This is a genomic window from Streptococcus sp. SP1 (assembly GCF_030440005.1).
GTDB lineage: Bacteria > Bacillota > Bacilli > Lactobacillales > Streptococcaceae > Streptococcus > Streptococcus parasanguinis.
On the sequence record NZ_JAQFJJ010000004.1, the window covers coordinates 61,069 to 73,339 of the forward strand.

Sequence of the window (12,271 nt, forward strand, 5' to 3'; positions counted from 1 at the left end):
TTCTACCATTATACACTATTTCTTTTAAAAAACCAAATTTATTTTAAAAAAGTTCGTTATTTCTGAATGAATATAATAAGATGTCAAGAAAAAGCATCTTGAAATCAATCTCAAAAAAGCTGGATAGGCGAATCTAGGCACCTACCACCACAGATTTGCAAAACTGAATCTTTCAATCCTTTTAATAAATATACGTTCAGCCTAAAAAAGAACCTCTGCTCGAACGAGCAGAGGAACTGATTCCTAATCAAAATGATAGAGTTGTGGGTACTGGTCACATTCAGGATTTTTAGGATGGCAGATAGCCCGTCCAAAATAAATCATGGCTTGATGGGCAGCTAGCCATTCGCTCTTTGGCAGAACATCCATGACCCGCTTTTCAACTTCCAATGGCGTCGCTGATTTCTTGACAATATCATGGTGCTTGCAGATCCGCTCCACATGGGTATCGACAGCAAAGGCTGGAATACCAAATCCTACACTCATAACGACATTTGCTGTCTTGCGACCTACTCCTGTCAGGCTTTCTAACTCTTCGCGAGTCTGAGGCACTTGACCATCAAAGTTATCTAGCAATTGCTGGGCACATTTTTTGAGAAATTTGGCCTTATTTCGATAGAGGCCTAATTTAGAAATATGCTTGGCGATAGCGGCTTCACTGGCTGCTGCCATAGCTTGTGGGGTTGGAAAAGCCGCAAACAAACCTGGTGTCGCTTTGTTAACAGCCGCGTCTGTCGTCTGAGCTGAGAGCATGACTGCTACTAGTAATTCAAAATGGTTGCGAAAATCCAAACTTGGCTTAGCATCTGGAAAGAGAGCAATAATTTCTTCAATCACATGGCGTGCCCGTTTCTTTGATAAAACCATAATTTCTCCTTTACATTACTAGACTTTATTATAGCATGAAAGCACCCTATTTCTAAAAAAATCAGCTTCAAAAAAAGAAGAGGGACTGGAAATGAAATTGAATCGAACTTCATTATTCGTCCCACTTCTATCATAAGATATTCCTTGGCTCTATTGTTTATTTTACACCAATCTCTTTAAGAAGGTAATCAAGGTTTGAGCAGAGCGTTCGCCAGCCTCCACGATAAATTCATCAAAAGAGATATTGGCTGCGTGATCTGCCGTATCACTCATAGCTCGAATGACCATGAAAGGACGTCCAGCTGCGTGTGCGGCTTGGGCAACGGCTGCCCCTTCCATCTCAACTGCCAAGACTTCTGGGAAATGCTCCCGAATCGCTGCGACTTTTTCTTCACTTGCGATAAAGCTATCTCCTGTTGTAATCAAGCCAACATGCGTGGTTGCAGCTTCTTCTTCCAGAACTTTTTTCATTTCTGATACAAAATAGCGACTGGATTCAAAGTAAAGTGGTTGACCTGCCATTTGACCATACTTATAGCCAAAGGCTGTCACATCCACATCATGATAGGCCAATTTATTCGCAAGAACGATATCTCCAACAGCCATTCCCGGTGCGACTGCTCCTGCAGATCCTGTATTGATAATGGCTTCCACTTTGAAATCATTGGCCAAGACGGCTACACTCATGGCAGACATGACTTTTCCGATGCCACTTTCAACCAAAACGACTTCATGGCGACCAATCGATCCTGTATAGTAGACTTTTCCAAGACGCAGATGCTTTTCCCCATTTTCAAGGGCTTCAACCAGAATCTTTAACTCCTGGGGCATGGCTGCGATAATTCCAATTTTCATATCCATTCTCTCCTTGTGACGACCTTACAGACGCCAAATAGCAATGATCAAGGCAATGAGGAGCACAATGATCCAGAACAAAATCTTATTGAGTTTGGATTGGACCACACTTTGTTTACGCTCTTCAATGCGACGACTCTTGGTCACAGTGGGCTCCACTTGGATCTGCAAGGTATCCTGTGAATAGCTCTCCTGCGGGCGCTCCCTACGGCTTTCTCTCATAGGTCGTTCGTAGCCAAATCCCCTGTGGTCTGTCCGAATAATCTTCGTCTCTTCAGCATCGACCATTTTAGGATCCGAAATGTCCTCACCTCGCCTCGCTCGTTCAATCATTTCATCGGTTAATAAAGGTTTTCCCATCGGATCCTCCTCTATTTATTGATTAAGTCCCAATATTGGATAGCCATGATGGTCTTGGCATCACAGATTTCACCAGACAGGATCAAATCTTTCGCTTCCTTCAAGGTCACTTCTAATAACTCTAAGGTCTCATCCGCATCTTGTGGACGTGGATTTTCCACCTTTTTCAAGTTGGTCGCACCATAAAGTTTGATTCGCTCATTACAAAATCCAATGGCAGAATAAAAATCATACAATAACTCTAGATCCGCTGTATAGCCAATTTCTTCTTCCAACTCACGCAGAGCAGCCGATTTAGGATCTGCATTTTCTCCCTTTTCTAACTTCCCTGCTGGAATCTCCACCGAGGTCCTTTCAATCGCCTTGCGGTACTGCTTGACCAAGATCGTTTTCCCATCTTCTGTGATCGGCAAAACCGCTACTGCTCCGTTATGGAAGATTAAATCACGCTGCGCTTGGCCTTTTCCAGCGGGTAGTTCTACTTGATCAGTGACCACTTGGAAAATTGGCCCCTGATAAATCTCCTTGCGCTCAATGGTTTTTTCTTCAAATTGCATGAGAATCTCCTATTTATTTTTAGGATGGTGTGGCAAGCGAAGGGCATACTCTTCTTTATTCACTTGACGGCCACGACCAATCGCAATCGCATCAGCTGGTACATCCTTGGTAATGGTTGATCCAGCACCGACTAAGGAATTGTCGCCTAATTCAACTGGCGCAATAATCGTCGAATTGGAGCCGACAAAGACATTGTTTCCAATCGTCGTTTTAAACTTATGTTGGCCATCGTAATTCACTGTGATAGTTCCTGCACCAAAGTTAACGTTGCTACCGACTTCACAGTTGCCGATGTAGGTCAAATGACCTGCTTTGGTATTTTCGCCAATAGATGAACCTTTGACTTCGACAAAGTTCCCAATATGGACATCTTTGGCGAGGCTAGAACCTGGACGAATATGAGCGTATGGTCCTACCGTTACGCCATCTGCTACCGTGCTTTCTTCAATCATGGAGTTGGTAATAACGGCACCTGCACCAATTTCACTATCCACAATATAGGTTCCATTGGTTAAGACGGTTTCAGCCCCAATCTTTGTGTGCCCTTTTAGGGTAACATTGGCTTCGATTTGCACTTCTGGTGCGATCTCAACATCGACATCGATATAGGCCGCATCCGGGTTGACAAAGCTCACCCCATTAACCATGTGGGCTTGGTTAATACGACGACGCATGATGCCTTCTGCTGTCGCAAGGGCCACGCGGTCATTGACCCCAAGACTTTCATCAAAGTCTTTAAGCGTATAGGCCCCGACTTTTTCACCTGCTTCTCGGAAAATACCGATCACGTCCGTGATATAGTATTCGCCTTGGGCATTGTTAGTGTTGATATTTTTCAACGCTTCAAAGAGGCGCGCATTGTCAAAGACATAAGTCCCTGTATTGATTTCCTTGATTTGCTTTTCAAAATCTGTCGCATCCTTTTGCTCGACAATTCGAAGCACTTCCGCATTGTCATTACGAACAATCCGACCATAGCCAAATGGATTGGCTGCTTCGGCTGTCAAAATGGTTGCCACATTCTTGTGGTTGATATGAAAGTCGATCAAGTGTTTGAGGCTTTCACCCGTAATCAAAGGTGTATCTCCTGCGATGACAAGAGTATGGCCTTCAAGACCTTCCAAGACTGGCTCTGCCATCATTACCGCATGACCAGTTCCCAATTGTTCGGTTTGTTTAACAAATTCTGTTTGTCCAGCTAGGACTTGCTCCACCAATTCCGCCTTGTGGCCCACAACCGTTACCGTCTTCTCAGGTGAGATGGCTCCAACACTACGGAAGACATGCTCCAACATTGAGATCCCTGCAACCTTGTGAAGAACCTTAGGCAAATCTGACTTCATACGGGTACCTTTCCCCGCTGCTAAAATAATGGCATAATTTGGCATAACATTTCTCTTTTCTGTACAATATCGCTTATATTATACCATTTTTTAGCCCTTTTGGAAAATAAGACCCAAACCAAAAAACTCTCCTATAAGGAAAGCTCGAATGTAGACAAACTATTTTTTAGTAAGATAAGTAACGTTACTCTACAAATCAGTAATAATAGTTTTAATTTTAAAAATTAATCAAAAATATACTAAAACTTTCCGCTGTGAGAAAAGTGCTTGAAATACAATCATTTCAAGCACTCGGGAGTTTTGAGAGTAAAACAGTTTGGGAAACTGTTTTAGCCTGAGCCCAGAAATTAAGGAGCGAAGAGGCTCAAAACTAATTGAACACGGGCTGCGGATTGTGTCAAAAAGATAAGTTCTCCTAGAATCTAAAGATTCTAGGAGAACTTCCTATTTTAACTGTATCCGCAGATGCTCTTTGTATCTTAATAAGTCATGGAACTTCGAGGAAGTTCGCTGACGTCCGTACTCACCTAAGGAAAGTTTTCAAATTGATTTTGTCTTCAATAATGACTCTCCTAAAAGGAGAGCGTATCTATAATGGATAAACCTTACGAAATTCTTCTAAAACCACCTTGCTGTCAGGGGTAAAAGTCAGTCCGGCCTCGCTCATCCACTCGGTGAAAACCTCCTCATGAACCTGACGCCAATAGGCTAGAGATTTGTCTCCTTCACCTTCCTTATAGGCATGGTCGGCTGAAACCTGATGAAAAGGCTGAACGGAAACCTTTGTAATTTCAATAATGCAGACAGCTTGATCCTTACTGTCTAAAACAACATCAAAAGTTCCTTCTTGTGGAAGGGGTTCGTCCTCTACTGCATAGAGATCGTAGGCTGAGGCTGTTGCTGTTTTTTCGCCTTTAAAGACCAGTTCCGCTAAAAGGTCTGGTTCCACTCCAAAAGCCCAGGCATCTATCTCATCTCCGATAGAGGGGTTGATTTGCTTGTAGGTATTCCACATTTCTTGAGGTGTCATTTCTTCTCCTTCTTTTCTTTTACCTTCCAATTTCTATAGCTTGTCAGTTCTAATTCTGGAAATCCTCGTAACTCTGCCTTCACCTTTAATACTAAGGGTGAGACATTTTCTTCGGTAATTTCTTCCCAATTCAACCAAATGGCATTGGCTGAATCATTGCTTCCATCAAGAACCTCCTGAGGAAGGGATTGTTGAGAGCTCTCGAAATCGAGTACGATATCATAAAAGGCCATGATATGATGTACAGCAAAATCTTTCCCATCTTCTTGAACCAGCACGTCATAAATCCTAGGATTTGAATAATGACTTAGCGTATAACCTGTCTCTTCCAAAACTTCTCTCTTGAGGGTTTCAGTCAACCCTTCACCTGCTTCCTGACTACCACCCGGTAGATCAAAACGATGTTGATAAGGGCCTCTTGTTTTTTCAATGCAGAGCAGTTTCCCGTCTTGAAGACAGACTCCGTATACACCAAAGTGATTTTTAATTTCCATATTCTACTCTTTCTAAAAGTTAAAGATTGCTAGCTCACTTTATCCCTTAAAAGGAAAGAGGCTATAGATTTCATGCTCCTTGATATACTTCTTCAGTATCTCCGTATTCTCTTCGATTTTTGCCTGGATATCTGTCTTTTCACAAGTTAACTCAGTAATAAAGAGGTAAATTTTCAATAAATCTGTCAAGTATAGCAGACGGCGTTCCATTTCTGATTCAAGACTTAAAGAGTGCTCGATTTTTGCAAGCTTTTGATCCAAGCTATCACCATTCAAAAATCTCTGATGAACTCTCCTTCTTATTTTTTGAGTTGATTCTTCCCCCTGTTCTAATGGAGATAAAAGGATTTTTTTATAGTCGAATACTTTATTTTCTGCCTCTCTTTCCAGATAGGCCAATAAAACCAGAGAGCTATCAACAAAAGTCCAAGTGTTATAATTCCCTTCAAATGGAACTTGTATGATACTATCTAATAATTCCTTAGCTATTTCCTCTTGACCATTCAGATAAAGTAAATAGGCCAGATGATTTAGCGATTCGAGATAGCTAGCTTGGGTTTTCTTATTCTTTTTTAAAATTTTATCTAAATAGAGATGTAGGTCTGGATGTTTTTCCAGTTGTTCAACTATTTCCGATAGCTTCATCTGAAATCCTTTCTATTCTTTTTTAAAATTTAAAGAGATTTTAGTCAACTAATCCAACTCTGCTCGGCTAAACAAGTCTTTCATAGTGTTGGTATCATCACAAACTCTTTCAATCCAAGTGCAAATCTAGCTAAGGCGTCTACCTTGGAAGAATAAGCACAAAACATACTTCCTTCTGGATCAAAGTCGATAGCTTTACTTAATTCAGGCATTTTTTCTCCAAATCCAGAGATGCCAAATCGTAGCTATTTCCTTCAAATCCCTCCTCTTCTCGAGTGTCAAACAATTCTAGTCTGTATTCTACATCACGGTAATAAATGAGCGACCCTCGAACATTTTGAGGATTCTCATCATAAACATGCAAGTTAAAAGGGGCAATTATTCATTTATGTTTTCGCATCCCTTCTCCTTTTTAATCTCACTCTTCAACAAAGGAGTTCAAAAAAACCTCAAAAGATGGCCATTGACCATACACCTCAGCTGTTTCTTCTAAAATATAGAAGTAAACCATACCATAATCTTCTTCCCTTAGAGAAAGAGCATAGTTGCCAGAACCAGGATCATAGGCGAAATGGAGAAGGTCTGTAGCCCTAAATCCTGCAGGCACAGCCTCATCGTCATACCATGTAAGAGACTTCCTCATCTCCTCAAGTGAATCAAAGGAATTAAAAGGAAAGAGATGATGTTCATCGTGGACACCCATTACTTGGGGCTGGCCACCGTTGTGCTTGAGATAAAAATCCATCATAGATTTTGGTAATTTCTTTCCAAGAATCTCCTCAAATTGTAAAAAATCTTCGCTTGAAATAGCTGGATCTGTGTCTGTTAATACTAGCATCTCGTCTCCTTTTGAGTCTCTCTTCCCAAAGGCTTTTTTTATTTGACCTCCATATTACAGGTCCCTTTTAGGCTATCATACCATAAGATTCCTTTTCCATAAAGCTAAAATAGAAAATGAGCCCAGTGGTTTTACTAGACTCATTTTATCCTTATTATTTTACTTTTTCAACCCATATTGACCGCTCAATCAACCGTCTTAGACAGAAGTCTTGCCCTTCTTCTTGAACCAGCACGTCATAACCCCTAGGATTTGAGTAACGGCTAAGGGTATAGCCCGTCTCTTCCAGAACTTCTCTCTTGAGGGTTTCTGTCAACCCCTCACCGAGTTCCTGACTACCACCCGGTAGATCAAAACGATGTTGATAGGGGCCTCTAGTTTTTTCAATGCAGAACAGTTTCCCCTCTTGAAGACAGACTCCGTAGACGCCAAAATGATTTTTGATTTCCATCAAATCCTCCTACTTTCATTCAAAGCTCAGTCGATAGTGAAACCAGTATAGCTATTCTTTTTGCAACACCATCTCTTATTGACCCTAATCATTTCTTCTCTATTGATTTAATACCTTTTCAATATCAATTTTAGTAATTTTTCTAGATACCAATAATCCTGCAAAAACTGAAGTGAGTATCCCTATTAATACCGGGAACAACAATCTGGTAAGTTCAATATCTAGTGGTAATCCACTCAAAAAGATGATCAAATAAGAAATAGCAATTCCTATCACCAATCCCGCGCTTGTACCTCTTACTCCCATCATAAAGCTTTCAAATAAATATATTCTTTTTATCTGTCGATCAGATGCACCGATGATTTTAAAAGTTGCGATCTGTTTATGATTCTCCTGAATGGTAATGGCTAGAATATTGATGATATTAATAATCGCTACAATAGAGATAAGAACTATGATTAAGAGGATAAAAAGGTCGATGTAGGAAAACCATCTGGATAGCATATTGATAACATCCTGTTGTGTTGCTACAACAACATCTAATCCTGTTCCTGATAAAGATTGTTTTAAATTTTCATTTTTTAAAACATTCTTTTCTATCTTGTTTGCCACTTCATTTAAATCGGTTCCATTTTTTACAGTAGCATTCAGATAGTAATACTTATTTGATGAAACGCTACTACTATTTACATTGATTGCCATCATTTGATTTATTTCTGTTGGCAAGGTAGAAAATAACTGCGCTTCTTGCTTGTCTATAATGCCAGAAATTACAAACTTTTCATAATGATTATCAATCTTAATAGTCACCGTATCTCCGACATTCATTGATGTAGCCTTGTGTACGGAATCTCCGATTAATATTTCATTGTCCTTCTCTGGAAATTTCCCTTCAGCAATTCTAATATTCAGGTTTTTTAAATACTTTTCTTCTAGACAATGGATAGTATTGGAAACCGATGTTTTGCCATTTTGGAATTTGATATCATCCGTAAATAATAGTTTTACACCAGTAATATTTTTTACTTCATCTATTTTTTTTACTCGATCAATATCTTCATTAGAAAATAAAGGCAAAGCTTTATAATTCAGAGAATTTTCTTTATTACCAAAGGCAACAGTAACAACATTTTTATTTGCTACAGTCATTTCTTTAATCATTTTATTATAGAAAGAATTAGAAATGAGCATCACTAAAACAATTAGCAAAACAGAGATCGCTATTGACAGTCGAACTAATCTATATCTTCGTTTGTTAACTTCTAAATCTCTTTTAGCAATGAATAATATGGAATGATTCATTTTATCATCTCCTTACGTACTCAATTTTGCCATCAACAACTGTGCAAATAGACTGCATACTATTCGCCACCTTATCACTATGAGTTACTGTTATAATCGTGATACCTAACTCCTCATTGATCCGCTTCAACAATTCTATTATATTTTGTTCGTTAGCAGCGTCTAAATTACCAGTAGGTTCATCTGCTATCAATATTTCTGGATTATTAATAAGAGCTCTTGCCAAAGCAACTCTTTGTTTTTCACCTCCACTAATCTTATCAATACTCTTGCTTAACATTTCCTTTGAAAGACCTAAAGTGTTACAAATTTCGTTAATGTTATTCTCTCCATTTTCAAAAAAATATCTTGGAAGTAGAATATTCTCTTCCACCGTGAAACCTGAAATCAAATTAAAGTTTTGGAAGACACAGCCAATATTCCTACGCCTTACCTTACTCAAATTTTTCATATCTAAAATGGAACTACCACAGACTAAGATATCCCCCTCATTTAAACTGGTAATCCCTAATATTAATTTAACAAGAGTAGTTTTTCCTAATCCAGAACGGCCAACTATTGCAGTTGTGCTACCTTTTTTAAATTCAAAATTACAATTTTTGAAAATATATCTGACATCCGATCCATCACTAAAACATTTAGTAACATTCACTAATTTAATCATGATTTCACCTTCATTCCATAATGACTTAGCAAATCAATTGTACTATACGTTTCTTCTAAAACAATCTCTTAAGGTTTCAGATAGCCCATTCAAAAAGTTCTTCTGAACTTACCCTCAGTTATCTTCATAATTGTTATTATCCCTGTCTTTTTTTGGTGAAATAGGCTAGATCTCCATCGTTACCAATCATAAAGAAATCTGATTCATCCTGATCACTCTGGTAGGTTTAATTTCGTTCAGTAAGATCTTCTTTAGCATAGAGGTAAATACCTGTCTCACCACTATCCTAACTTAATTGTTCATCTAGGTTTGATCCTCTTTCAGTAAGGAAAAAACAATTACATTTCTTAGCAAGATTTCAACTCTTGCTTTTTCATCCCCCTACTTCAAGCTCCATCCGCCATCAATGGTCAGGAGTTGTCCCTGCATAGCAGAAGCCTTCCCGCTAGCCAAAAAGAGGCTGACTTCGGCTACTTCTTCTGGTTCTATCCAGCGCTTGATAGGCGTCTCACTGGCTACCCAGTCAGCCAAACCACCTGGTTCAAAGTCAGCTACTGTCATGCCTGTTTTGACGGCTCCTGGCGCGATGCCAAAGACCTGAATCCCAGCTTCTGCATAATCCAGGGCCAACTGCTTGGTAAAGCCCGCTAGAGCATGCTTGGAGGAAGTATAAGCGTGACCGCCTCCACCAGCTAGACTAGATGCAATGGAGCACATATTGATGATGATACCTCGCTTCTTCTCCAACATTTGAGTCAGATAATGCCGTGTCAGCTCCACCGGAGTCACATAGTTAATCTCAAAAATCTCCTGAATCTCCTGAGCACTTTGCTCAAGAAGCGGTTTGTAATCATCCAAAACCCCAGCCGTATTGCACAAGACCTCTACCTCAGGACACCAGTCAAAAATCGGCGTCAAATCAAGAGTTAAGTCCCTCTGCAAGAAATGGAAATCACCTGCTAACTGGGGATCCGCTCCCTGGTCCACCCCATAGACCTGGTAGCCCTTTTCTAGAAAGAGTCGAGCTTGAGCCAGACCAATCCCGGAACTCACGCCTGTAATCAAGACTCTTTTAGTCATGGACTTCCACCCAATCTGTCGCTAAGACATCACAAGGGGTTGGACTCCACATAGAGAAGCCTTCCCCTTCACCAGAAACGTTAATGAGGAAATAAGGCGTCACTTCTAGAGCCACTCCATTTTGCTCGATGGTATCAAAAAGCTGCACATAGTTCTCAGCTCCACCCCAACCTGTACGTACATATTTTTTCTTAGCCTTTAAGCCTGGTAAAATCTCTTCAAATGTCATGATGTTCTCCTTTGTTATCTAGTTAACTTTCTCCCTTTATTATACCAAAAAAAGAGCTTTCTCTATGTAAAAAGCCAGAGTTCTACTACTCTAGCTTTCATCTTTTATTGATTTTCTTCTGAATGGCGATACCCATAACCGAAATAAATTCCAACCCCGATCAAGAGAGCAACTCCGAAGGCCAGCCAGGTCGATAGGGAATACTGGGTCATAAAGGACAGACAGACCACAATCGATAGGATTGGCAAGACTGGAACCAAGGGCGTTTTAAATTCACCAGGTCCAGGGGCCCCGTGTTCCTTACGCAATTTCAAGAGGGCAAAGGCCAACATAACCAGGTAAGCCAAGGTACAGATATTTAAGAAGGAAGCGATACTGGCTAGCGGGAAGACTCCACCAGCAATGGCAGCCATCGAGCCAGCTACTAGTGTTGCATTTTTGGGAATTCTAGTTTTTGGATCGAGCTGTTTCATAGCTTTTGGCAAGAGCCCATCCCGCGCCAAACTGTAAATCATCCGTGAGAGGGCAAAGGTCATGGAAATGCAGACGGTAATCAGGGTCAAAATAGCGACCAGTGATACATAATTCCCAGCCCAGCCGGCTCCTACCTGACGGAGGGCAAAGGCTACTGCATCATCTACATTTAAGTTCTTAAAAGGAACCATACCGGTCAAAACCAGGGTGACCAAAATATAAAGAACCGTTGTGATCAAAAGACTAAGGACAATGCCGCGAGGAACGTTCTTTTGTGGTTCCTTGATTTCGTCGACCGCCATGGAAATGGACTCAAAACCAAGAAAGGCAAAGAACATGAGCGAAGCTCCAGCCATAATCCCTGTCTGACCACCATAGATTTCGCCAAATCCATAAGGGGCAAAGTTTGCCCAGTTGCCAGGGTTTAGATGAAAAATCCCGACAAGGACAAACAAGGCAAGAGCAGAAAACTTGAGTAAGACCAGCAGGGAATTAAAGCGTAAAACCGCTTTTGCATTCATAAGAACTAAGGCTGTGACGAGGACCATGACCAAAATAGGCAAGAGATCCACATAAGTTCCCTTAGCTGGATCAAAAGTCCCGTTTAAAGCCGTCGGCAGGCTCCAGCCAAGATTGGCCAACAAGCCCTTGAAATACGCGGCCCAACCTGAAGCCACCCCTGATACAGCTGTCATAAATTCCATCACGGTCAACCAACCGGCAATCCAGGCTGGAAACTCTCCAAAGATGGCATAGAGGTAACTATAGGCCCCACCAGTTGAAGGGATGCGAGACGCAAATTCAGCAAAGAAAAGGCCAGATAAGCCAACGCAAAAAGCCGCAATCACAATCGAAATGATCAAGGCTGGACCAGCTAAATTCGCGGCTGCAGTCCCAGTAATCGTGAAGATCCCTGTCCCCACCATGGCACCAATTCCTAAAATAATCAAATCCCATAAACGTAAATGGCGATTTAGACCGGGGTGTACTTGCCCAAGTCCCTTTTTTCGAAATAGATTCATGCATATTCTCCCATCTAATGAGTTTATTCTATCATACTTGGACAAGAAAGGGGAGACTC

At 40.7% G+C, this 12,271-nt stretch carries 15 protein-coding genes and 1 pseudogene; all 16 read right to left on the minus strand.

Going from position 1 to position 12,271, the window contains the following annotated elements; all coding sequences use genetic code 11:
* Positions 1-243: 243 nt before the first annotated feature.
* Positions 244-867, minus strand: coding sequence for an endonuclease III (gene nth, locus PCY07_RS03170; protein WP_014713051.1), 624 nt, complete (start codon positions 865-867; stop codon positions 244-246).
* A gap of 162 nt (positions 868-1,029) precedes the next feature.
* Positions 1,030-1,722 (minus strand): 5'-methylthioadenosine/adenosylhomocysteine nucleosidase, encoded by a 693-nt coding sequence (locus tag PCY07_RS03175; RefSeq protein WP_037616522.1) that lies wholly within the window; start codon positions 1,720-1,722, stop codon positions 1,030-1,032.
* 24 nt (positions 1,723-1,746) lie between these two features.
* On the minus strand, positions 1,747-2,082 hold the full coding sequence (gene macP, locus PCY07_RS03180) for a cell wall synthase accessory phosphoprotein MacP (RefSeq protein WP_003014399.1): 336 nt from the start codon (positions 2,080-2,082) through the stop codon (positions 1,747-1,749).
* An 11-nt stretch (positions 2,083-2,093) separates the two neighbouring features.
* Positions 2,094-2,639: an NUDIX hydrolase gene (locus PCY07_RS03185; protein WP_003014414.1), complete on the minus strand. Its 546-nt coding sequence runs from the start codon at positions 2,637-2,639 to the stop codon at positions 2,094-2,096.
* Positions 2,640-2,648: 9 nt separating this feature from the next.
* Positions 2,649-4,028: a bifunctional UDP-N-acetylglucosamine diphosphorylase/glucosamine-1-phosphate N-acetyltransferase GlmU gene (gene glmU, locus PCY07_RS03190; RefSeq protein WP_195915418.1), complete on the minus strand. Its 1,380-nt coding sequence runs from the start codon at positions 4,026-4,028 to the stop codon at positions 2,649-2,651.
* Positions 4,029-4,572: 544 nt separating this feature from the next.
* The gene (locus tag PCY07_RS03195) at positions 4,573-5,013 is read right to left on the minus strand and encodes an ASCH domain-containing protein (protein WP_195915417.1); all 441 of its coding nucleotides are present in this window, start codon (positions 5,011-5,013) and stop codon (positions 4,573-4,575) included.
* A complete protein-coding gene (locus PCY07_RS03200) occupies positions 5,010-5,507 on the minus strand; it encodes an NUDIX hydrolase (RefSeq protein ID WP_195915416.1) in 498 nt (165 codons plus the stop codon). Before PCY07_RS03200 ends, PCY07_RS03195 begins: the two co-directional genes overlap by 4 nt.
* Positions 5,508-5,546: 39 nt before the next feature.
* Positions 5,547-6,152, minus strand: coding sequence for a DUF6707 family protein (locus PCY07_RS03205; protein WP_301355239.1), 606 nt, complete (start codon positions 6,150-6,152; stop codon positions 5,547-5,549).
* A gap of 80 nt (positions 6,153-6,232) precedes the next feature.
* Positions 6,233-6,364 (minus strand): Imm51 family immunity protein, encoded by a 132-nt coding sequence (locus PCY07_RS03210; RefSeq protein ID WP_003016726.1) that lies wholly within the window; start codon positions 6,362-6,364, stop codon positions 6,233-6,235.
* A gap of 206 nt (positions 6,365-6,570) precedes the next feature.
* Positions 6,571-6,990, minus strand: coding sequence for an SMI1/KNR4 family protein (locus PCY07_RS03215; protein WP_195915414.1), 420 nt, complete (start codon positions 6,988-6,990; stop codon positions 6,571-6,573).
* Between the two features lie 205 nt (positions 6,991-7,195).
* Positions 7,196-7,441, minus strand: a pseudogene (locus PCY07_RS03220) (NUDIX domain-containing protein); the annotation flags it as partial.
* A gap of 99 nt (positions 7,442-7,540) precedes the next feature.
* Positions 7,541-8,743 (minus strand): FtsX-like permease family protein, encoded by a 1,203-nt coding sequence (locus tag PCY07_RS03225; protein ID WP_156671543.1) that lies wholly within the window; start codon positions 8,741-8,743, stop codon positions 7,541-7,543.
* A gap of 4 nt (positions 8,744-8,747) precedes the next feature.
* Positions 8,748-9,407 (minus strand): ABC transporter ATP-binding protein, encoded by a 660-nt coding sequence (locus PCY07_RS03230; RefSeq protein ID WP_301355235.1) that lies wholly within the window; start codon positions 9,405-9,407, stop codon positions 8,748-8,750.
* A 381-nt stretch (positions 9,408-9,788) separates the two neighbouring features.
* Complete coding sequence (locus PCY07_RS03235; protein WP_301355233.1) at positions 9,789-10,487, minus strand: 3-oxoacyl-ACP reductase; 699 nt, start codon at positions 10,485-10,487, stop codon at positions 9,789-9,791.
* Entirely contained in the window at positions 10,480-10,716 is a 237-nt protein-coding gene (locus PCY07_RS03240; RefSeq protein WP_000141913.1) for a DUF2829 domain-containing protein, read from the minus strand. Before PCY07_RS03240 ends, PCY07_RS03235 begins: the two co-directional genes overlap by 8 nt.
* 104 nt (positions 10,717-10,820) lie before the next feature.
* Entirely contained in the window at positions 10,821-12,212 is a 1,392-nt protein-coding gene (locus PCY07_RS03245; RefSeq protein ID WP_301355213.1) for an APC family permease, read from the minus strand.
* Between the last annotated feature and the right edge of the window lie 59 nt (positions 12,213-12,271).

Coding starts and splice junctions, on each gene's coding strand:
- glmU (WP_195915418.1), bottom strand. CDS start 4,028: ATGCCAAATTATGCCATTATTTTAGCAGCGGGGAAAGGTACCCGTATG.
- PCY07_RS03230 (WP_301355235.1), bottom strand. CDS start 9,407: ATGATTAAATTAGTGAATGTTACTAAATGTTTTAGTGATGGATCGGAT.
- PCY07_RS03200 (WP_195915416.1), bottom strand. CDS start 5,507: ATGGAAATTAAAAATCACTTTGGTGTATACGGAGTCTGTCTTCAAGAC.
- PCY07_RS03235 (WP_301355233.1), bottom strand. CDS start 10,487: ATGACTAAAAGAGTCTTGATTACAGGCGTGAGTTCCGGGATTGGTCTG.
- macP (WP_003014399.1), bottom strand. CDS start 2,082: ATGGGAAAACCTTTATTAACCGATGAAATGATTGAACGAGCGAGGCGA.
- PCY07_RS03215 (WP_195915414.1), bottom strand. CDS start 6,990: ATGCTAGTATTAACAGACACAGATCCAGCTATTTCAAGCGAAGATTTT.
- PCY07_RS03245 (WP_301355213.1), bottom strand. CDS start 12,212: ATGAATCTATTTCGAAAAAAGGGACTTGGGCAAGTACACCCCGGTCTA.
- PCY07_RS03240 (WP_000141913.1), bottom strand. CDS start 10,716: ATGACATTTGAAGAGATTTTACCAGGCTTAAAGGCTAAGAAAAAATAT.
- PCY07_RS03185 (WP_003014414.1), bottom strand. CDS start 2,639: ATGCAATTTGAAGAAAAAACCATTGAGCGCAAGGAGATTTATCAGGGG.
- PCY07_RS03175 (WP_037616522.1), bottom strand. CDS start 1,722: ATGAAAATTGGAATTATCGCAGCCATGCCCCAGGAGTTAAAGATTCTG.
- PCY07_RS03225 (WP_156671543.1), bottom strand. CDS start 8,743: ATGAATCATTCCATATTATTCATTGCTAAAAGAGATTTAGAAGTTAAC.
- PCY07_RS03210 (WP_003016726.1), bottom strand. CDS start 6,364: ATGCCTGAATTAAGTAAAGCTATCGACTTTGATCCAGAAGGAAGTATG.
- nth (WP_014713051.1), bottom strand. CDS start 867: ATGGTTTTATCAAAGAAACGGGCACGCCATGTGATTGAAGAAATTATT.
- PCY07_RS03195 (WP_195915417.1), bottom strand. CDS start 5,013: ATGACACCTCAAGAAATGTGGAATACCTACAAGCAAATCAACCCCTCT.
- PCY07_RS03205 (WP_301355239.1), bottom strand. CDS start 6,152: ATGAAGCTATCGGAAATAGTTGAACAACTGGAAAAACATCCAGACCTA.